18 protein-coding genes are annotated in these 17,774 nt (G+C 67.2%); 12 read left to right on the forward strand and 6 right to left on the reverse strand.

What is annotated here, in order from left to right; genetic code table 11:
* The first annotated feature begins 110 nt into the window (after positions 1 to 110).
* From VHA82_RS16525 to VHA82_RS16560, 8 genes are read left to right on the forward strand one after another with little or no spacing between them, the layout of a single operon-like run.
* Positions 111 to 1,253: an aromatic ring-hydroxylating dioxygenase subunit alpha gene (locus VHA82_RS16525; protein ID WP_325545665.1), complete on the forward strand. Its 1,143-nt coding sequence runs from the start codon at positions 111 to 113 to the stop codon at positions 1,251 to 1,253.
* A 13-nt stretch (positions 1,254 to 1,266) separates the two neighbouring features.
* Complete coding sequence (locus VHA82_RS16530; protein WP_325545666.1) at positions 1,267 to 2,274, forward strand: 2,5-dihydroxypyridine 5,6-dioxygenase; 1,008 nt, start codon at positions 1,267 to 1,269, stop codon at positions 2,272 to 2,274.
* A 25-nt stretch (positions 2,275 to 2,299) separates the two neighbouring features.
* On the forward strand, positions 2,300 to 3,460 hold the full coding sequence (locus tag VHA82_RS16535; protein WP_325545667.1) for a UxaA family hydrolase: 1,161 nt from the start codon (positions 2,300 to 2,302) through the stop codon (positions 3,458 to 3,460).
* On the forward strand, positions 3,457 to 4,623 hold the full coding sequence (locus VHA82_RS16540; protein ID WP_325545670.1) for an alpha/beta hydrolase fold domain-containing protein: 1,167 nt from the start codon (positions 3,457 to 3,459) through the stop codon (positions 4,621 to 4,623). Before VHA82_RS16535 ends, VHA82_RS16540 begins: the two co-directional genes overlap by 4 nt.
* A complete protein-coding gene (locus VHA82_RS16545; RefSeq protein ID WP_325545672.1) occupies positions 4,620 to 5,924 on the forward strand; it encodes an NAD(P)/FAD-dependent oxidoreductase in 1,305 nt (434 codons plus the stop codon). The genes VHA82_RS16540 and VHA82_RS16545 overlap by 4 nt, the downstream gene beginning before the upstream one ends.
* Positions 5,921 to 6,238, forward strand: coding sequence for a non-heme iron oxygenase ferredoxin subunit (locus tag VHA82_RS16550; RefSeq protein WP_325545674.1), 318 nt, complete (start codon positions 5,921 to 5,923; stop codon positions 6,236 to 6,238). Before VHA82_RS16545 ends, VHA82_RS16550 begins: the two co-directional genes overlap by 4 nt.
* Positions 6,235 to 7,080 (forward strand): GntR family transcriptional regulator, encoded by an 846-nt coding sequence (locus tag VHA82_RS16555; RefSeq protein ID WP_325545676.1) that lies wholly within the window; start codon positions 6,235 to 6,237, stop codon positions 7,078 to 7,080. Before VHA82_RS16550 ends, VHA82_RS16555 begins: the two co-directional genes overlap by 4 nt.
* Positions 7,081 to 7,094: 14 nt before the next feature.
* Positions 7,095 to 8,378 carry an amidase gene (locus VHA82_RS16560; RefSeq protein ID WP_325545678.1) on the forward strand — a complete coding sequence of 428 codons (1,284 nt, stop codon included), beginning with the start codon at positions 7,095 to 7,097 and terminating at the stop codon, positions 8,376 to 8,378.
* Between the two features lie 17 nt (positions 8,379 to 8,395).
* Here VHA82_RS16560 and VHA82_RS16565 read toward each other — a convergent pair whose 3' ends face one another.
* Both VHA82_RS16565 and VHA82_RS16570 read right to left on the reverse strand, forming a co-directional pair.
* Positions 8,396 to 9,451: an Ldh family oxidoreductase gene (locus tag VHA82_RS16565; RefSeq protein ID WP_325545680.1), complete on the reverse strand. Its 1,056-nt coding sequence runs from the start codon at positions 9,449 to 9,451 to the stop codon at positions 8,396 to 8,398.
* The gene (locus tag VHA82_RS16570) at positions 9,448 to 9,804 is read right to left on the reverse strand and encodes a RidA family protein (protein WP_325545683.1); all 357 of its coding nucleotides are present in this window, start codon (positions 9,802 to 9,804) and stop codon (positions 9,448 to 9,450) included. Before VHA82_RS16570 ends, VHA82_RS16565 begins: the two co-directional genes overlap by 4 nt.
* Positions 9,805 to 9,978: 174 nt before the next feature.
* Between VHA82_RS16570 and VHA82_RS16575 the strand changes: the two genes are divergently transcribed.
* The 4 genes from VHA82_RS16575 to VHA82_RS16590 all read left to right on the forward strand — a co-directional run bounded on the left by VHA82_RS16575 (position 9,979) and on the right by VHA82_RS16590 (position 13,249).
* Complete coding sequence (locus VHA82_RS16575; RefSeq protein ID WP_325545685.1) at positions 9,979 to 10,971, forward strand: ABC transporter substrate-binding protein; 993 nt, start codon at positions 9,979 to 9,981, stop codon at positions 10,969 to 10,971.
* A 6-nt stretch (positions 10,972 to 10,977) separates the two neighbouring features.
* Positions 10,978 to 11,751: an ABC transporter permease gene (locus VHA82_RS16580; RefSeq protein WP_325545688.1), complete on the forward strand. Its 774-nt coding sequence runs from the start codon at positions 10,978 to 10,980 to the stop codon at positions 11,749 to 11,751.
* Positions 11,748 to 12,506, forward strand: coding sequence for an ABC transporter permease (locus VHA82_RS16585; protein ID WP_325545690.1), 759 nt, complete (start codon positions 11,748 to 11,750; stop codon positions 12,504 to 12,506). Before VHA82_RS16580 ends, VHA82_RS16585 begins: the two co-directional genes overlap by 4 nt.
* Before the next feature lie 185 nt (positions 12,507 to 12,691).
* Positions 12,692 to 13,249 carry a hypothetical protein gene (locus tag VHA82_RS16590; protein ID WP_325545692.1) on the forward strand — a complete coding sequence of 186 codons (558 nt, stop codon included), beginning with the start codon at positions 12,692 to 12,694 and terminating at the stop codon, positions 13,247 to 13,249.
* On the opposite strand, the gene ruvC is transcribed toward VHA82_RS16590, so the two are convergent.
* The 4 genes from ruvC to VHA82_RS16610 form a co-directional block, all read right to left on the reverse strand.
* Positions 13,243 to 13,794, reverse strand: a complete 552-nt coding sequence (gene ruvC, locus VHA82_RS16595; RefSeq protein WP_325545694.1) for a crossover junction endodeoxyribonuclease RuvC — start codon at positions 13,792 to 13,794, stop codon at positions 13,243 to 13,245. The genes VHA82_RS16590 and ruvC overlap by 7 nt on opposite strands.
* A 7-nt stretch (positions 13,795 to 13,801) precedes the next feature.
* Positions 13,802 to 14,794: a phosphatidate cytidylyltransferase gene (locus VHA82_RS16600; RefSeq protein ID WP_325545696.1), complete on the reverse strand. Its 993-nt coding sequence runs from the start codon at positions 14,792 to 14,794 to the stop codon at positions 13,802 to 13,804.
* Positions 14,791 to 15,402: a lysophospholipid acyltransferase family protein gene (locus VHA82_RS16605; protein WP_325545698.1), complete on the reverse strand. Its 612-nt coding sequence runs from the start codon at positions 15,400 to 15,402 to the stop codon at positions 14,791 to 14,793. The genes VHA82_RS16600 and VHA82_RS16605 overlap by 4 nt, the downstream gene beginning before the upstream one ends.
* A 64-nt stretch (positions 15,403 to 15,466) precedes the next feature.
* Positions 15,467 to 17,764, reverse strand: a complete 2,298-nt coding sequence (locus VHA82_RS16610) for an NADP-dependent malic enzyme (protein ID WP_325545700.1) — start codon at positions 17,762 to 17,764, stop codon at positions 15,467 to 15,469.
* Positions 17,765 to 17,774: the final 10 nt, after the last annotated feature.

Below are 17,774 nucleotides of genomic sequence, written 5' to 3' on the forward strand. Positions count from 1 at the left end.
GCGATGACGTCAACACCACGAAAATATGGGTGCGCTTGCACCAATTTCTATCTTGCGTGCCGCTCAATTGTTATATTAAGATAATCGCGAACACCGAAAGGATCGATCACATGCCAGCCCAGGATTCCACGACGCGGCCCATCCAGTTCGAGAAGACGAGGCGTCCGCTGCCGGAGGCGTCGCACGCGCCCGGCTTCATCTACCACTCGGAAGAAGTGCTCGCCGAGGAAAAGCGCAAGATCTTCCTGAAGGAATGGCTCTGCGTCGCGCGCAGCGAGGAAGTGGGCGAGCCCGGCAGCTACATGACGCTCGGCATCCTCGGCGAGCCCATCGTCATCACGCGCGATGCGCAAGGGCGCATCAACTGTTTCGCGAACATGTGCCTGCACCGCGGGGTCGAGGTGGCCTACGGCTGCGGGCACGCCGAGGAGTTCAGCTGCCCTTATCACGCCTGGCGCTACGACCTGAGCGGCCGTCTCGTGAGCGCGTCGTACATGCGCGAGTCGTGCGGGTTCGACCCGAAGGCCGTGCGGCTGAAGCCCATCGCGGTGGGCGAGTGGACCGGATGGGTCTTCATCAACCTCGCGGACGACCCCAAGCCGCTGCAGGACCACCTGGAATTCTTCTCGCGCGACCTCGGCTTCCTGAAGATGGAGGACTGCCGCATCGGCTCCAAGCTCGTGATCGACCTGAAGGCCAACTGGAAGTTCGTGGTCGAGAACCTCATGGACATCTATCACGCGCGGACGCTGCACATCAACACGTTCGGCAAGTTCCGCTCGAGTCCCGAGAAGCACCCCACCGAGCCCCGGCCCAACGGCGGCACCTTCATGATCTACGAGGCCGCGCCCATGACACCCGATGGCAAGACGCTCTTCGGGCGGATGCCCGCGATCGCGGATCGCGGCGACAGCTTCGCCTGCTCCTCCCACCTGTTCCCCAACATGCAGGTCATCGCCCGCAGCGACAACATCCACCCCCTCGTCATGTGGCCGGTGACGGCGAACACGAGCCGCACGATCGTCTACAACCTGTTCCCCAAGGAATTTCTCGAGCAGCCGGGCGCGCACGAACGGGTGAAGGTGTACGACGACTACATCCACGTCGTGCTGGAGGAGGACCGGCTCATGATGGATTCGCTGCAGCGCGCAGTCCAGTCGAAGAACTACGAGCCCGGCCGGATGAGCACGCTCGAAGTCGGCATCTACACGGTGGTCAACGACTACCTCGACAGGATGTTCGGCTCTCGCTGAGGAAGGACGAACCATGCCAGTGAGCCAATCCGAACTCGTGCGTGCCTGGCGGCACGTGCTCGATCTCTCGCGCGTGAACGCCCAGGAGACCGTGGCGATCCTCACGCGCCAGGGTGCCGACGCGCGCAACCTTGCCGCCGCGCAGCACGCGCTGGCCGACATCGGTGCCAAGGTGTTTCTCATGGAGCCGGTGCTCGACGGCCGAAGCCTGCGCGAGAACGCCGTCGCCATGCACGCGCTCAAGAGCGTGGACATGGTGCTCGATTTCCTCGGCCTGCACCACCTGCGCACCTACGAGCAAGCCGACATCATGCAGGCCGGCGTGCGCATTCTCTACACCGTCGAGCCGCCCGAAGGCATGCTGCCGCTCATTCCCTGCGCCGAAGACAAGCGCCGCGTGAAGGCGGCGGCGCAATGCCTGAAGGCGGCCAAGGCGATGCACGTCGAATCCGATGCGGGAACGAACCTCGACGTGCGCGTGGGCGAATACCCGCTGCTCACGCAGTGGGGCTACAGCGACGAGCCGGGGCACTGGGACCACTGGCCCTCCACCTTCCTCGCGACCTGGCCGAACGAAGGCTCGGCCAACGGCACCGTGATGCTGATGCCCGGCGACATCGTCCTGCCGCTGAAGAACTACGTGACGTCGCCGGTGAAGCTCACGATCCGCGAAGGCTATATCGTGGACGTCGAGGGCGGCTTCGATGCCGAATACCTTTCGGATCACATCGCGAGCTACGGGGACCCCGAAGCCTACGCGGTTTCGCATCTGGGCTGGGGCCTCGATCCGCGCTCGCGGTGGACCACGCTGGGAACGATGGCCAAGCACCAGACGAACGGCAACGAAGCGCGGGCCTTCGCGGGCAATTTCATGTTCTCCACGGGGCCGAACACGGACGCGGGCGGCAAGCGCGACACGCGCTGCCACCTGGACATCCCGATGCGCAAGTGCTCCGTGTTCCTCGACGGCGTGCCCATGACGCTCAAAGGCAAGGTCATTCCCGCGGACCAGGCGGGCTGAGGGCGCGGAAGAACGAGGAGACACGATGAGTGAACTGGATTTCATGGGCTTTCGGCGCCGGGACGGCGGCATCGGCATCCGCAACCTGATGGTCGTGCTGTCGGCAACCGATGCGGCGAATCCCGTCGCGCGTTCGATCGCGGCGCAGTTTCCGGATGCCGTCGCCGTCACGCCGCCCGGCGGCCGAGGGCAGCTCGGGGACGACCTCGAGCAGCGCATTCGCACGCTCGTCGGTCTCGGCTGCAGCCCGAACGTCTTCGCCGTGCTGGTGGTGAGCCTCGAATCGGTGGCGGGCGAGCGCATCGCCGAATCCATCGCGCGGTCGGGCAAACCCGTCGAACTGCTGTCGATCCAGGGCGAGCACGGCACGCAGGCCGTGCGCCGCAAGGGAGTCGAATGGCTGAAGGTGTGGCAGCGCGAACGCGATCGCCAGCGGCGCGAGCCCGGCAGCGCGCGCGAACTGAGCATCGGCCTCGAGTGCGGCGGCTCGGACGCCACGTCGGGGCTCGTGTCGAATCCCGCGATCGGGCTCGTTACGAACCGCATCGTGGACCGCGGGGGCATCGCGATCTTCTCCGAGCCGGTCGAGTGCCTGGGCGGCGAAGAGGTCCTGCGGCGCCGCGCGAAGGATTCCGTGGTGGCCGAGCGCATCCTCGCGACGATCCACCACTATGAAACGATCGCGATGCGCGCCGGCGTCGACCTGAACCGCATCAACCCCGCGCCCGACAACATCAAGGGCGGCCTCAGCTCCATCGAGGAGAAGTCGCTCGGTTCGATCTGCAAGTCCGGCGCGCGATCGATCTCGGGCGTGCTCGCCTATGGCGAGCGGCCGTCCGGCCCCGGACTCTTCCTCATGGATGCGCCGGCTCCCGCCACGGAAAACATCACCGCGCTCGCGGCGGCGGGCGCGCAAGTCATCCTCTTCGGCACGGGCATGGTCAACACGATCGGCAGTCCGATCGCGCCGACCATCAAGATCTGCGGCAACCCGAACAGCTGCCGCACCATGGGGCCTCACATCGACGTCGACCTGGGCGACGTGATCGACGGCACCGCGGGCCTGGACGACGCCGCGGAAAAGATCGTCCGCGCGTTGTCGGGCGTGCTGAACGGCGAGCCGACCTGCTGCGAGGTGCTCGGCGAACTCGAAGTCGCCATCAGCCGCATCGGGCCTTCGATATGAGCAGCCCTGCATCGCCCTCCGTCTGGATTCTCGATCGAAGCGACAACGTCGGCTCCGTCGTCGGAGTGGATGCCGCGAGCGGCGCGCGATGCGCGATGCGAGGCGCGGCAACCGGCCAGCTCGAAGTGCGCCAGGACATTCCGCACGGTCACAAGGTGGCCCTTCGCGCGATCGCCGCGGGCGACCCCGTGATCAAGTACGGCGCGCGAGTGGGACGCATGACCGCGGATGTCGCGCCGGGCGAGCACGTGCACGTGCACAACATGGAGTCGCTGCGCGGCCGCGGCGACATCGCTGTCGCGCAGGGCGATCCGCGCGCGCAGTACGAACCGCGTTCGACGGTCACGGCCAGCTACCTGGAGCGGTTCCGCGTGGAATGCGCCGAAGCAAGCGTCGCGGCGAGAAAGTCCCTGCCTTGCACGCTCGACGTCGCCTTCGGCGAGGCCGCGGGCGACCGGCTCGACCTCTTCTGGAGCGAACGCCGCGAGCAGGCGCCGCTTTGCGTCTTCCTGCATGGCGGCTTCTGGCGTTCGAACCGCAAGGAAGACTTCAGCTACGTCGCCACGGGGCTCACCCAGGCCGGGATGAACGTCGCGATCGTCGACTACGACCTCATTCCGTCGGTGCGGATGAGTCGGCTCGTGGATCAGTGCCGCGACGCCGTCGCCTGGCTCGCGCGCAATGCCGGGCGGCTCGGCCTGCGCGATGGAAGTGTGTTTCTGTGCGGACACTCCGCCGGTGCGCACGTGGCCGCGATGCTGCTGTCCACCGATTGGGCGGCGCGCGCGAGCGATCTCCCGCGGGACTTCATCCGCGGCGCCATCGGATTGAGCGGGCTTTACGACCTTGCACCCGTGCAGCAGGCGCCGATCAACCAGACACTCGCGCTCACCGATCAGGAAGTGCGCGACTTCAGCCCGGTGAACCTGAGCCCGCGCGTGCAATGCGCTTTCGAGCTCCTGGTGGGCAGCGCCGAGACGACCGAGTTTCAGCGGCAAAGCGACTTGCTTGCCGATCGATGGAAGTCCGGGATAACAGCGCCGCGCGTGCGAAGAATCGCGAACGCGAACCACTATTCCATTCGCGGCCAGCTTGGCGACGCGCGCAGCGAAGTGACGAAGCTCGTGCGCGAGCTGTGCGTCGGCGGCGGAGGGCAGGCATGAGCGCCGTGCGGCCTTGCGAAGGCGCTTCACTTCCGCTGTCGAGCGCCGAGCGCTTCGACATCGTGATCGTGGGAGCGGGGCACGCGGGGGATCGCGCCGCGGAGGCCGCGCGGCTCGCGAATCCTCACGCGTCCATCGCTCTCATCGGCGATGAATCGTGTCTCCCCTACGAGCGCCCGCCGCTGTCGAAAGGACTCCTTGCGCATCCGGCGGCGCTGCTCACCCACAGGCGCCACGATCCGGCGTTCTACGGCGACAGGCGCATCGGGCTCGTGCTGGGCAGCCGCGTTGTCTCGGCCGACGCGACGCAGCGGCGGCTCGTCCTTGCGGACGGACGCGCGATCTCGTACGACGCACTCGTTCTCGCCACGGGATCCCGGCCGAGGCGGCTCGCGCTGCTCGATGGATTGCCGAACGTGCACTACCTGCGCACCGCCGCGGATGCGCTCGCGCTCGCGGCCTGCCTGCGCCCTGGTGAGCGGCTCGGCGTGGTCGGTGGCGGATTCATCGGACTCGAAGTCGCCGCGACGGCCGCGCGCCTGGGTTGCAGCGTCACTGTGATGGAGCAGGCGCCCGTGCTGCTCGGCCGCGTGTTGCCTGCGGCTGTTTCGGAGGCGATCCGGAAGTTTCACGAAGCCCAGGGCATCTCCGTGCGCACCGGGTTCGAGATCGAGTCCGCCGGCACGGATTCGCAAGGTGCCCTGCGGCTTCGATCGCGCGAGGGAGAGACCCACGTGTTCGCGTCCGTCGTGGTGGGCATCGGCGTGCAGCCCAACGTCGAGCTCGCGCAGGCGCTGGGACTCGACGTCGACGACGGCATCGTGGTCGATGCCTTCGGGCGCGCGTCGCTGCCGGGCATCTATGCCGCCGGCGAAGTCACGCGCCACCCCGTGCCGCATGCAGGCGGCACGGCGCGTCACGAGTTCTGGCAGATCGCCGAGCACCAGGCGTTCGCCGCCGGCAGTTCTGCGGCGGGGCGGCCCGCGGAATTCGGGGAGATGCCGTGGTTCTGGTCGGATCAGGGAGAATTGAAGCTGCAGTCCGTCGGCACGTGGAGTGCCGATGCGGCGTGGGCGATGCGCGACTACGGTCGCGGCCGGCTCACCGTGCTGGCGATGCAGGAGGGCCGGCTCACGGGCGCCGTGACGCTGAACGAGGGACGGGACATTTCGATTTCCAAACGGCTCATTGCGGCCGGCGCTGCTGCGGCGGCGCATGCGCACCGGTTCGCGGACGCCGCCGTCCCGCTGGCAGCGCTCTTGAAGGACGTGCGGGCGGCAGCGATGGAGACAGTGACGTGAGCGAGTGGCACAAGGCGTGCGCATCGGACGATGTGTCGGAGGGAGGGCCCTTCGGATGCGTGCTGGCCGGCGTGGAAATCGCCATCTTCCGCATCGGTGAGCGGTGTTTCGCGACCAGCAACGTGTGCACGCACGAAGTGGCGATGCTGTCCGAAGGCTGGCAGGAAGGCGACGAGATCGAATGCCCCGTGCACCAGGCGAGATTCAGGATCACCGACGGCAAGTGCACGGCGGGCCCGGCGAAGGACGACCTGCGATGCTTCCAGGTCGATGAAAAGGATGGCGCGGTCTACGTGGCCGTCGACCCCGAATGAACACGAAAACCCTAGGCACCAGCGACAAGCCCCTGTACCTGCAGTTGAGCGATGCGCTCGAGCAGCGCATCGACGAGGGCGAATTCCAGCCCGGCGACAAGCTGCCCGGCGACTTCGCGCTGAGCGAGGAATACGGGATCAGCGTCATCACCGCGCGCGCGGCGATGCGCGTGCTGATCGACAAGCTGAAGGTGGTCCGCTATCCGGGCAAAGGCACGTTCGTGCGCAAGCCCGACGGCGAGACGCCCGTCTGGGGGCTGGGCTCGATGTTCGACCTCGTCCTGATCGGCTTGCAGACCAAGCTGGTCTTGCTGGACAGGTCGCTCTCGATCCCACCGGCGTGGGCCGCGAAGAAATTCGGCCGTTCGGCAAACTCGAAGCTCTATGTCGTGCGCACGGCGCGTGAAAGCCAGGGCGAACGGTTCTCCATCGCCGATGTCTACTACCACCCGAAAGTCGGCGAGCTCATGGACAAGGTCGACTTCGAGGACCCGGCGTTCCAGAACCAGCTGATGATCACGGTGCTGCAGGAGAAGACGGGGATCGTGGCTCACGAGACCTACCAGACGATCACGGCGGAAATCTGCGACGAGGAATCCGCGAAGGCGATGGGCGTGAATCCGGGCGATCCGCTGCTGGTGCTCGATCGCGACTACTACGACGAATCGGGCAACCTCGTGCAGGCCGCGCGCACGAAATACCGCGTGGACCACTACCAGTACCGCATCAGCTTCTCCAGCGTGCGGCCGCCTTCGCGCCTGCGCCGGCGCACGCTGGCCAAGCCGGCCTCCTCCGCGGGCTCCGCTTCCTCCGCGCGTCCGCGCGGCAGGAAGGCCGGCTGAGCGGAACACGGGCGATGACGTCGCCGAACGAGCTGAGCGTCTCGCAGGCGCTCGCGCAGATGAAGTCGGGGCGTCTCAGCTGCGGCGAACTCGTGGAAGCCTGCCTTGCGCGCGTCGCAGCGCGTGAAGCGTCGGTCGGTGCTTGGACTTTTCTCGAACCCGACTCGCTTCGCAAGGAGGCGCTCGAGAAGGATCGTGTCCCCGCGGCGATACGGCCGCCGTTGCACGGCTTGCCCATCGGGATCAAGGACATCATCGACACGGCCGGCATGCCGACGTGCCGCGGCTCGCGCATCTACGCCGAACGCGTGCCGTCTTCCGATGCCTCGTGCGTGGCGTTCATGAAGCGCGCGGGTGCCCTCGTGATGGGCAAGACGGTGACGACGGAGTTCGCGTACTTCTCGCCGGGAAAGACCCGCAATCCGCACGACGTGGAGCGCACCCCGGGCGGCTCGTCGAGCGGCAGCGCGGCGGCGGTGGCAGATTTCATGGTCCCTGCCGCTTTCGGCACGCAGACGGCAGGATCGATCATCCGGCCCGCCTCCTATTGCGGCGTGGTGGGCTACAAGCCGAGCACGGGCGCATTCTCGCTCGTGGGCGTGAAGGCGCTCGCCGAGTCGCTCGATACGCTCGGGCTGCTCACGCGCCACGTGGCCGATGTCGTGCTCCTGCGCGCGGCGCTCGCGGGCTGCGATCCCGAGGCCGCGACCATCGTCGCGCAGCCGCCCCGCATTGGCCTGTGCCGCACGCCCTGGTGGAGCGAGGCCGATGCCGATTCGAGAAATGCCGTGGAGCTTGCCGCGTCGATGTTCGCTCGCGCCGGAGCGGAGGTGGACGAATTCATGCTTCCCGCGGAGTTCGAGCGACTCGCGGCGGACCAGAAGGAGATCATGGCTTTCGAAAGCGCGCGTGCACTAGCTTACGAGCGCGACGCGTTCCGGGAGCAACTGAGCCCGGAACTCACGGAGTTGATCGAAGCTGGAGAGGCGCTGTCGTGGAGTGACTATGCCGCTGCGAAGACCCGGGCGCGACGCGCGAGAATCGAATTCGCATCCATGATTCAGGACGGGCGCATCCTGCTCTCGCCGAGCGCGAAAGGCTCGGCGCCCCTCGGCCTGCGCGCCACGGGCGACCCGCTTTTCAGCCGCATGTGGACGCTGCTGGAAGTGCCCACGATTTCATTGCCCGGCCTGAAATGCGCGAATGGCTTGCCCATCGGCGTGCAACTCGCGGGCGGCTTCGGCGAGGACGATCGGTTGCTCGCGAATGCCCGGTGGTGCGAAGAAGCGCTCGCCTGATGCGAGTCCAGGGCCGATCAGAGATTCGCGCCGCAGGCGAGTCCGAGCTCGCGGCCGAGAGTGCGCAGCTCCTCGATGACCTTCGAATGCAGCGGCACGCCGAGTGCGAGATTCGATTCGCGCACCCGCTGGCGGCGATCGCCCGGCGCGAGGATATCGCTGCCCGCGGCCGACGGCGCGGCCCGTAGCTCCTCGAGCATCCGGTCGATTCGCGCGATGAATTCGGCAAGCGGCATGAACGCGGCGGGATCGATCGCGCAAATGAAGTGACCGACTTGCGCAGGCGCGGCCGTATCCGTCTGCGATCGCACGTGCGGGGCGAAGGCGCCGCCCGTGAGCACGCCGCACAGCACTTCGAGCGCGACGATGAGCGCATAGCCCTTGGCGCCCGCCATGGGCAGCACCGAACCGCTCAAAGCCGCGGCCGGGTCGGTCGTGGGGCGTCCTTCGGCATCGACGGCCCACCCTTCGGGAATCGGGCGGCCCGTCTGTTGCGCGAGCAGGATGCGTCCTCGCGCGGTCACGCTGGTCGCCATGTCCACCACGAGCGGGTGCGACGAAGTGGGCGCCGCCAGCGCGAACGGATTGTTCGCGAAGAACGCGCGCTTGCCGCCCCAAGGCGCGACGGAGGGCTCGCCGCTCGATGAGGACAAGCCGATCATCCCCGCGCGCGCGATCCGCTCGCAGTAGAAGCTGGCAAATCCGAAATGGTTGCTGTGGCGAACACCGACCCACGCCACGCCCTGCGTTCGGGCAAGGCGGAGGGCTTCATCCGCCGCAACGCCGGCGGCCACAGGACCGGGCGCGTTGTCGCCGTCGACGACCGCGCAGCCGCCCACGCCGGGCAGGATGCGGACGTCGGGCGTGGCATTCACCACTGCCGCGCGCAGCCGCTTCGCGTACACGGGCAGGCGCGCGACGCCGTGCGTATGCACGCCGCAGAGGTCCGCCGCGACGAGGCAATCGCCGATGCGCTGGGCGTGCCGCGGCGAGACGCGCAGCGTTTCCATGCAAGCCTGAACGAATGCCTGCAGCCTCTCGCCGGGGATGCGGACCGCCTCGCCCGAGTTCATGACGGGCTTCTCGCCGCGGTGACCATGATCTCGACCAGGTGGCCGCGATCCAGCGTCGCGCCTACTACGGCGCGGGCCGGCGGATGGCCCGGATCGATCCAACGGCACCATACGTCCGTCACCGCCTGCCATGCCCCGATGTCGTGCAGCCAGATCTGCGCGGAAAGCAGCATGCGCTTGTCGCTGCCGGCCTCGCGCAGGTAACCTTCGATCTTCGCGAGCACCTGCTCGGTCTGACCCGCGACATCCTGACTCACGTCGTCTGCCGTCATGCCCGCGAGGAAGACGAGATCGCCGCAGCACACCGCGCGGCTCGGCCAGGCATTGGAATCGATCCGCCGAATCGTGTTCATGGGTTGCCTATAAGTTGTTATGTCAATGTAGCGACGAATTGGGGGTCCGTTCGGTTTCAGTGCGATCCTGCACTCCCCCGCCGCCACTGCAATTCTCCTTGCAATCTTCATGCACTAACAATATTATAACAACTAGGCCATCCAGCAATTCGCATTTCTTCAAGGAGCATAGCCATGTCTCGACTTCCGATACGACCGCGTGCCGCACGCGGCCTGCCGAGCCGAATCGGCGCGTTCGCCATCGCGCTCGCCGCGAGCGCGATGCCGCTTGCCGCCGCGGCCGCGGACGTGATCCGGATCGGCCTGCCGGTGAAGGCCTACTGGAGTACCGTCACGACCGACGCAGCAACCAACCTGAAGCTGTTCCAGAAGGAAGGCATCACCGCCGAAGTGACGATCTTTCGCAGCAGTGGCGACGCATTCGAGGCGATGGCCGCGGGTTCCACGGACCTGATCCTCGCGTCGCCGTCCCAGGTGGCCGCGGGGATCACGCGCGGTGTGGCCAGCAAAGTCGTCGCCGGCGGCGCGAACAAGCCGAACGGCTGGTACCTGCTTGCGACCGCGAAGTCGCCGGTGTCGAAGGTGCAGGAGATGCAGGGCAAGAGCATCGGCATCGCCGGCGCGGGCTCCATGACGGATCTCTTCGCGCGTTGGGCGGCGACCCAGGGCAACGTGGAGGTGAAGCGCATTCCCGTGGGCAGCGCGGGCGTCGTTCCGAACCTGATCGCGGGCAATGTGGACACGGCGGTGATCATGGCGCCGCAGAGCTTTCAGCTCATCACGGAGAAGACGGCCAAGCCGGTCGTCGACTTCGGCACTCAGATGCCCGAGATGCTGTCCGAAGGCTGGATCGCCACCGACAAGCTGATCGCGGAGAAGCCGCAGCTCATCCAAAGGGCGCTGAATGCGCTCTACGGCGGCCTGCGCTACGTGCAGCAGAACCGCGCCTACGGCATCAAGGCAATCGCCGAAGTGCACGGGATTTCCGAACCCGTCGCGGTAAAGCAGTACGAAGACGTCGTGCTCAAGCTACTGCCCAACGGGGAAATCAGGAAGGAGTGGGTGGAAGCCTGGCTCGACCTGGCCAAGACGGGCGGCATGACCGGCCTCGCGCCCGCCGAAGCCACCTACACCACCCGCTTCAAGCCGGTGCCGACGACGCCATAGCCGCGAATGAACGTGAGGACAATCGCGGGCGCCGCCGCATCGGTCGCGAGCCGGCTCGTCATGGTGGGCATCGTGGCGGGCATCTGGGAACTGTGCGCGCGCACCGGCATGGTCGATGCAAAGCTCCTGCCCTCGTTCACCGACACGATGGTGCGCTTGTGGCATCAGGTTGCCGATCCCGCCGTCCGGTTGCATCTGCTGCTCACGTCGGCGGAAGTGCTCCTCGCGCTCGTGATCTCGATTCCGCTAGGCGCGGCGGTGGGCATTCTCGTGGCGGAGAACCGCTACTGGGGCGACGTCCTGCGGCCGCTGCTCTACTTTCCGATGAGCATGCCCAAGTCGGTGTTCCTGCCGCTTTTCGTGCTGCTGCTGGGCATCACGCTCACCGAGAAGGTCGCGTTCGGCGTATTCTCCACGGTGTTCATCATCGTGATGAGCACCGCCACGGCGATCGAGTCGGTGCTGCCGAACCACGTGATGGTCGCGAAATCCTGCGGCGCGACGCGCATGCAGATCATCTCCCGCGTCTACGTTCCCAGCATGCTGCCGCTCCTGCTGGAGGGCGTGCGCCTCGCGATGATCTTCGATCTCACGGGCATCCTGATCGCCGAGATGTACGGCGCGCGCAGCGGCATCGGCTATCTCATCACCTCCTGGGGCGATTCGTTCGCGATCGGCGACCTGCTCGCGGGCATTCTCCTCGTGTCGTTCGTCGCCATCCTCTTCAACGAGGCGATCCGCGGCCTCGAGCACGTGTTCGGAAGCTGGCGCACGACATGAAGCGTCCCATCGCACTCTCGCCGCGAGCCACGCGCTGGCTGATCGTCGCGGGCCTCCTCGCCGCCTGGGAGGTCGTCCCTCGCATGGGGCTCGTTCCTGCGCTTTTTCTTCCCTCGCTCTCGGACACACTGGTCGTCGGCGCGCGCAACTGGCACGAATACACCGAGCATCTGTGGGTCACGCTGAAGGAAGTCGCCATCGCGGGATTCTTTTCCTGCACCGCGGGCATCCTGCTGGGTGTTCTTGCCGGCGGCACGGCCACCGCGAGGCGCCTTCTGCTGCCGGTGCTCTCCAGCCTCTACGCGGTGCCGCTCATCATCATCTATCCGCTGCTCGCGGCCTGGTTCGGCGTCGGCGTGGCATCCAAGATCTGGTTCGCGGGCGTCTATGGATTGCTGCCCACGGTACTCGCGACGGCGGCTGGGGTGCGGACCATCCCACCACAATTCGTGCTCACCGCCTCCAGCATGGGCGCTTCGACCTCGCAGAAGGTATGGCGCGTGATGATCCCTGCGGCCATGCCGGCGGTGCTCGCGGGCATGCGGCTCGGCGGCGCGCTGGTGATCGTGGGGGTCGTCGTGACGGAGATGCTGTCGTCGCAGGCGGGCATCGGTTTTCTGATCACGCAGTATCGGACGCTCATGGATACGCCGCAGGTGTTCTTCGCGATTCTGCTCGTCGTGGCGATCACGGTGCTCTTCGATCGCGCGATGCTGCGGCTGGAAAGCCGCACCGCCGCCTGGCGAGAGGCGTGAGGGACATGCGGGGGCAAGCCCTGGATTCCCGCCTTCGCGGGAATGACGGAGGCGGCGGGGAATGACGGAGGCGGCGGGAACGACGGAGGCGGCGGGAACGACGGAGGCGGTGGGAACGACGGAGGCGGTGGGAACGAAGGAGGGCCAGGCCCGGCCCGCTTGCCGTTGCGCGTGTATGCTTCGGCATGCGCGCGTCGCCCTCGCCCCGCAGCCAGCCGGACGTCCTGGACTCCGGTGCCGATTCGCCGCAACTGCGCGTCGAGCCCCAACTCGTCTCCTCGGCACCTGAAGACCCCACGCCGCGTCGCGCACAGGCGCAGCGCACCTGGCAAGCCGCCCAAGCCAGCGTCGACGACGTCGTGCGCGATCGGGCCGAGCTCGAACGAATGGATCGCGGCCTGCTCGCGCTGCGCAAACACTCGGTCGCGGCGCGCAACGAGACGACGCAGTTGCGCGAACAACTGGAGCAGGCCAAGAAGGATCGCTATCCCGCCGCGGTCGTATGGGGCGCCGGCATGCTCGCCATCGTCGGCTGGGCGGCCTGGCTGCTGGAGCGGCGCCAGCGCATCGCACTCGAGGATGCCGGCGCCATGCACGACGCCCACTCCAGTTCCATGATCTTCGGGCGGAACCCCGGGCGCTCGTCCATCGCCGAGCAGAGCCCGGCCCCGAGCGTTGCGGACGACAAAGTCGAGCCGTGGATCGAAAGCGCTGAAGCGGCGACGCCGAAGGCGGCTCAGTAGGCCCGCCCGGCCTTGTACATGGCGCTCGCGCGGCGCGACGTCCGCGCCGCCTGGCCGATGCGGTCGATGGCGGTTCGGGCATGGGCATGGGTGATGGCGAGGCCCAATGCATCCGCCGCGTCCTTGCCGGGCAGGCCCGGCAGATTCAGCAGGCGCTTCACCATCTCCTGCACCTGAGTCTTGGCGGCCTTGCCGTAGCCGGCCACGGCCTGCTTCATCTGCAGCGCGGTGTACTCCGCCACCGCGAGATCGCACGCGACCAGCGCCGTCACGCATGCGCCGCGAGCCTGCCCGAGAAGCAGCGTGGCCTGCGGGTTCACGTTCACGAAGACGATTTCCACCGCGGCGACGTCGGGCTCGTAGCGCGCGCGGACTTCGGCGATGCCGTCGTAAAGCGCCTTCAGGCGTGCTGGCAGGTTGCCGCGATCCAGGTGCGTCGTGGTGATCGTGCCGCTTGCGACATAGGCGAGCGACTGGCCCGGGGCGACGTCCACCACGCCGAAGCCGGTGGTCTGGAGACCGGGGTCGATGCCGAGAATGCGCATGCCCGCATTACACCCCGAAATACCACCGCACCGAATGAAAAAAGATCGGCGCGGCAAAGCAGAGCGCATCCACGCGATCGAGCAATCCGTTCGCTCCAGTGACCGACAGGCTCCGCTTGCCCCATGACGTCACGCCGCGATCGCGCTTGAGCGCCTTCATGACGAGGTGGCCGAGCGAGCCCGCGGCGCAGGCGATGAAGCCCATCGCGAGCGCCTGCGCGGGACGGAAGGGCGTGATGAACGACAGGAGCGCCGCCACCATGCTGCCCACCGACATGCCGAGCGCCCAGCTGTACCAGTTGAAGCTCGCGCTCACCTGCGGGATGCTCGGCGGCCGCCTCAGGTTGCGCGCGAGCACGCGCTGCACGAGCAGGCAGGTCTGCACCACGAACACGAGGAAGAAGACGAGAAATGCTCCCTTGCCGACGAAGTTGCGGCGCGGGAAGTCGAGCAGCATGAGCGCGGGCACGTGGCTCATGCCGTACACGCACACCACGATGCCCCACTGCAGCTTGGCGTTGCGTTCGAGAAAGCGCTGGGGGTCGCCCTCGAGCACGCTCGCCACCGGGATCAGGAGGAACACGTAGACCGGGATGAAGACGGTGAAGAGGTCGAAGTGCCGCGTGCCCGCGAGCCAGAACTGCACGGGCAGGATGACGAAGAAGGCGAGCACGAGGCTGTTGTGATCGCCCCGGCGCGTGGGCGAGAGCGTGATGAACTCGCGCAGCGCGAAGAAGGCGATCAGCGCGAAGAGCACGGTCGCGACCGTCTCGCCCGATGCCCACGCGAGCCAGAACACGATCACCATGAACCAGGACGTGCCCAGCAGCCGGCGGAAATCCTTCAGCTCCTCGTAGCGGACCTCGTCGAGCGGCGTCGCGCGTTCGCGAAACGTGAGCAGGAACGCCGTGACGCTCGCGATCACGAGGCAGCCGAACACGATGATGAAAAGCGCCGCGACCTGCTGCGTGGAAGAGAGCGTGCGAAGGAACTCGTTCATACGTCACGCAACGCGACGACGGCCTGCTGCGCGCGATCGAGGAAGGCCCGGCGCTCCTCGCCTTCGGCCAGCGCGATCGGCGCGCCGAACGTGACCGAGCAGAGGATCGGCACCGGCACCACCTCGCCCTTGGGCATCACGCGCTGGATGTTGTCGATCCAGGCGGGCACGAGCACCACTTGCGGAAACTTCTGCGCAAGCGCATGGAGCCCGGACTTGAACGGCTGCGGCTCCTCCGCGTTGCCGCGCGTGCCTTCGGGAAAGAGGATGATCGAGTCGCCGCTTTCGAGCGCTTTCACGAGCGGCGCGAGCGGGTCCTCGCCTTCCTTGCGTTCGCGGTCGACGTAGACGGCATTGAACACGGCCGTCGTGATCCAGCGGCGAAAGGGCGTCTTCGTCCAGTAGTCCTTTGCCGCGATCGGCCGCGTGATGCCGCGCAGCTCCTGCGGCAAGGCCGCCCAGATCATCACGAGGTCGGCATGGCTCTGGTGGTTGGCGAAGTAGATGCGCTGCTCCGCCTTGGGCGGACAGCCGTACCAGCGCGCCTGCGCGCCCGTGAGCACGCGCACGATGGCCAGGAGCAGATAGCCCATCAGTTTGGCGAGCATGGCGCGGATCATAAGCGCGGGCTTTCGAGGGGCGTCCCGCGACCGCCCCCGCCGGCAGCGCTCCTCAGCCGCGCGCCGCCGAGGCCGCCACCAGGGCCGTCATGTTGATCACGCGCCGCACGGTCGCCGAGGGCGTGAGCACGTGCACCGGCGCGCGCGCGCCAAGCAGGATCGGCCCGACCGTGATGCCGTGGCCGCCGCTCATCTTGAGCACGTTGAAGAGGATGTTGGCCGAATCGAGATTCGGGCAGATCAAGAGGTTGGCCTCGCCGGAAAGCGTGCCGCCTTCCATGAGGCTCGCGCGGCGCACGTTCTCGGAAAGCGCCGCGTCGCCTTGCAGTTCGCCATCGCATTCGATGTCCGGCGCCATCTGCAGGAAGACGTCGCGCGCGCGGCGCATCTTCGCGGCCGAAGCGCGTGTCGAGGAGCCATAGTTGCTGTGCGAGAGGAAGGCCACTTTCGGCGGCAGACCGAAGCGGCGCACTTCCTTCGCCGCCATGAGCGCGATCGAGGCGAGCAGCTCCGCGCTCGGATCGTCGTTCACGTACGTGTCGGCGATGAAGAGCGTGCGGTCCTGCAGCATCACGGCGTTCAGCGTCGCGAAGCCGGGCGCGCGTTCCTCGAGGCCGATCACGTGGCGCACATGTTCGAGATGCTGGTCGAAGCGGCCGAGCAGGCCGCACAGCATCGCATCGGCGTCGCCGAGATGTACCGAGAGCGCGCCGATCAGCGTGTTGGAGCGGCGCACCGCCGCCTTCGCCGCTTCCGGCGTGATGCCGTTGCGGCCCATCAGGCGGTGATACGCCTCCCAGTACTGGCGAAAGCGCGTATCGCTTTCCGGGTTGACGCATTCCACATCCGTGCCGAGCCTGAAGCGCAGGCCCGCCTTGGCGATGCGTGCTTCGATCACCGCGGGCCGCCCGATCAGGATCGGCTGCGCGAGCTTCTCGTCGAGCGCCGTCTGCGCGGCGCGCAGCGCCCGCTCGTCCTCGCCTTCGGCGTAGGCGATGCGCTGGCGAGCCACCGCCTTGGCCGCGGCGAACACCGGGCGCATGATCATGCCCGTCTGGTAGACGAAGCGCAGCAGGTGCTGGCGGTACGTGTCGAAGTCCTCGATCGGGCGCGTCGCGACGCCCGATTCCGCCGCTGCTCGCGCCACCGCGGGCGCGATGCGCAGGATGAGGCGCGAATCGAACGGCGTCGGGATGATGTAGTCGCAACCGAACTTCAGCTCCTTGCCCGCGTACGCGTTGGCGACTTCCTCGCTGATGTCGGCCTTGGCGAGCTGCGCGATCTCGCGCACGGCGGCCAGCTGCATTGCTTCGGTGATCTTCGTCGCGCCGCAATCGAGCGCGCCTCGGAAGATGTAGGGGAAGCACAGCACGTTGTTCACCTGGTTCGGATAGTCCGAGCGGCCGGTGGCGATGATGCAGTCGGGCCGCGCGGCCAGCGCGACTTCCGGTCGAATCTCGGGCTCCGGGTTGGCCAGGGCGAGGATGATCGGCTTGTCGGCCATGGTCTTCACCATGTCGGCCGTGAGCACGCCGGCGGTGGAGCAGCCGAGGAACACGTCCGCATCGCGCGTGATGTCGGCGAGCGTGCGCTTGGACGTCTCTTGCGCGTACTTCGCCTTGGATTCGTCGTAGCCTCCGGGGCGGCCCTCGTGGATGACACCCTTGGAATCGCACACGAAGATGTTCTTCGGCGACATGCCCAGGCCCACGAAGATGTCGAGGCACGCGATCGCCGCGGCGCCCGCGCCGGAGACGGCGACCTTCACGTCGCGGATGTTCTTGCCGACGAGCTCCAGGCCATTGAGCACCGCGGCCGCGGAGATGATCGCGGTGCCGTGCTGGTCGTCGTGGAATACGGGGATGTTGAGCCGGTCGCGCAGTTTGCGCTCGATGTAGAAGCACTCGGGCGCCTTGATGTCCTCGAGGTTGATGCCGCCGAGCGTCGGCTCGAGCGCCGCGATGATGTCGACGAGCCGGTCGGGGTTCTTCTCGGCGAGTTCGATGTCGAACACGTCGATGCCCGCGAACTTCTTGAAGAGGCAGCCCTTGCCTTCCATCACCGGCTTGCCCGCGAGCGGGCCGATGTCGCCCAGGCCCAGCACGGCGGTACCGTTGGTGACGACGCCGACCAGGTTGGCGCGCGAAGTGTATTCGGCGGCAAGCTTCGGATCGGCCTGGATGTCGAGGCAGGGATACGCGACGCCCGGCGAGTAGGCGAGCGACAGATCGCGCTGGTTGGAAAGCGGCTTGGTGGGCGTGATGGAGATCTTGCCGCGCGTGGGCGTGCGGTGGTATTCGCGGGCGGCCTCGCGCAGGGCCTGTTCGGCTTGTGACAGTTCTCTGTCCATCGTTGTCTCC

It is taken from the genome of Ramlibacter sp. (genome assembly GCF_035548915.1).
Classification (GTDB): Bacteria; Pseudomonadota; Gammaproteobacteria; order Burkholderiales; family Burkholderiaceae_C; genus Ramlibacter.

What these genes read in the sequence shown, in the direction of transcription:
- VHA82_RS16610 (WP_325545700.1), bottom strand. Translation starts at nt 17,764, where the DNA reads ATGGACAGAGAACTGTCACAAGCCGAACAGGCCCTGCGCGAGGCCGCC.
- VHA82_RS16545 (WP_325545672.1), top strand. Translation starts at nt 4,620, where the DNA reads ATGAGCGCCGTGCGGCCTTGCGAAGGCGCTTCACTTCCGCTGTCGAGC.
- VHA82_RS16525 (WP_325545665.1), top strand. Translation starts at nt 111, where the DNA reads ATGCCAGCCCAGGATTCCACGACGCGGCCCATCCAGTTCGAGAAGACG.
- ruvC (WP_325545694.1), bottom strand. Translation starts at nt 13,794, where the DNA reads ATGCGCATTCTCGGCATCGACCCCGGTCTCCAGACCACCGGCTTCGGC.
- VHA82_RS16585 (WP_325545690.1), top strand. Translation starts at nt 11,748, where the DNA reads ATGAAGCGTCCCATCGCACTCTCGCCGCGAGCCACGCGCTGGCTGATC.
- VHA82_RS16540 (WP_325545670.1), top strand. Translation starts at nt 3,457, where the DNA reads ATGAGCAGCCCTGCATCGCCCTCCGTCTGGATTCTCGATCGAAGCGAC.
- VHA82_RS16600 (WP_325545696.1), bottom strand. Translation starts at nt 14,794, where the DNA reads ATGAACGAGTTCCTTCGCACGCTCTCTTCCACGCAGCAGGTCGCGGCG.
- VHA82_RS16580 (WP_325545688.1), top strand. Translation starts at nt 10,978, where the DNA reads ATGAACGTGAGGACAATCGCGGGCGCCGCCGCATCGGTCGCGAGCCGG.
- VHA82_RS16590 (WP_325545692.1), top strand. Translation starts at nt 12,692, where the DNA reads ATGCGCGCGTCGCCCTCGCCCCGCAGCCAGCCGGACGTCCTGGACTCC.
- VHA82_RS16555 (WP_325545676.1), top strand. Translation starts at nt 6,235, where the DNA reads ATGAACACGAAAACCCTAGGCACCAGCGACAAGCCCCTGTACCTGCAG.
- VHA82_RS16565 (WP_325545680.1), bottom strand. Translation starts at nt 9,451, where the DNA reads ATGAACTCGGGCGAGGCGGTCCGCATCCCCGGCGAGAGGCTGCAGGCA.
- VHA82_RS16535 (WP_325545667.1), top strand. Translation starts at nt 2,300, where the DNA reads ATGAGTGAACTGGATTTCATGGGCTTTCGGCGCCGGGACGGCGGCATC.
- VHA82_RS16560 (WP_325545678.1), top strand. Translation starts at nt 7,095, where the DNA reads ATGACGTCGCCGAACGAGCTGAGCGTCTCGCAGGCGCTCGCGCAGATG.
- VHA82_RS16530 (WP_325545666.1), top strand. Translation starts at nt 1,267, where the DNA reads ATGCCAGTGAGCCAATCCGAACTCGTGCGTGCCTGGCGGCACGTGCTC.
- VHA82_RS16570 (WP_325545683.1), bottom strand. Translation starts at nt 9,804, where the DNA reads ATGAACACGATTCGGCGGATCGATTCCAATGCCTGGCCGAGCCGCGCG.
- VHA82_RS16575 (WP_325545685.1), top strand. Translation starts at nt 9,979, where the DNA reads ATGTCTCGACTTCCGATACGACCGCGTGCCGCACGCGGCCTGCCGAGC.
- VHA82_RS16605 (WP_325545698.1), bottom strand. Translation starts at nt 15,402, where the DNA reads ATGCTCGCCAAACTGATGGGCTATCTGCTCCTGGCCATCGTGCGCGTG.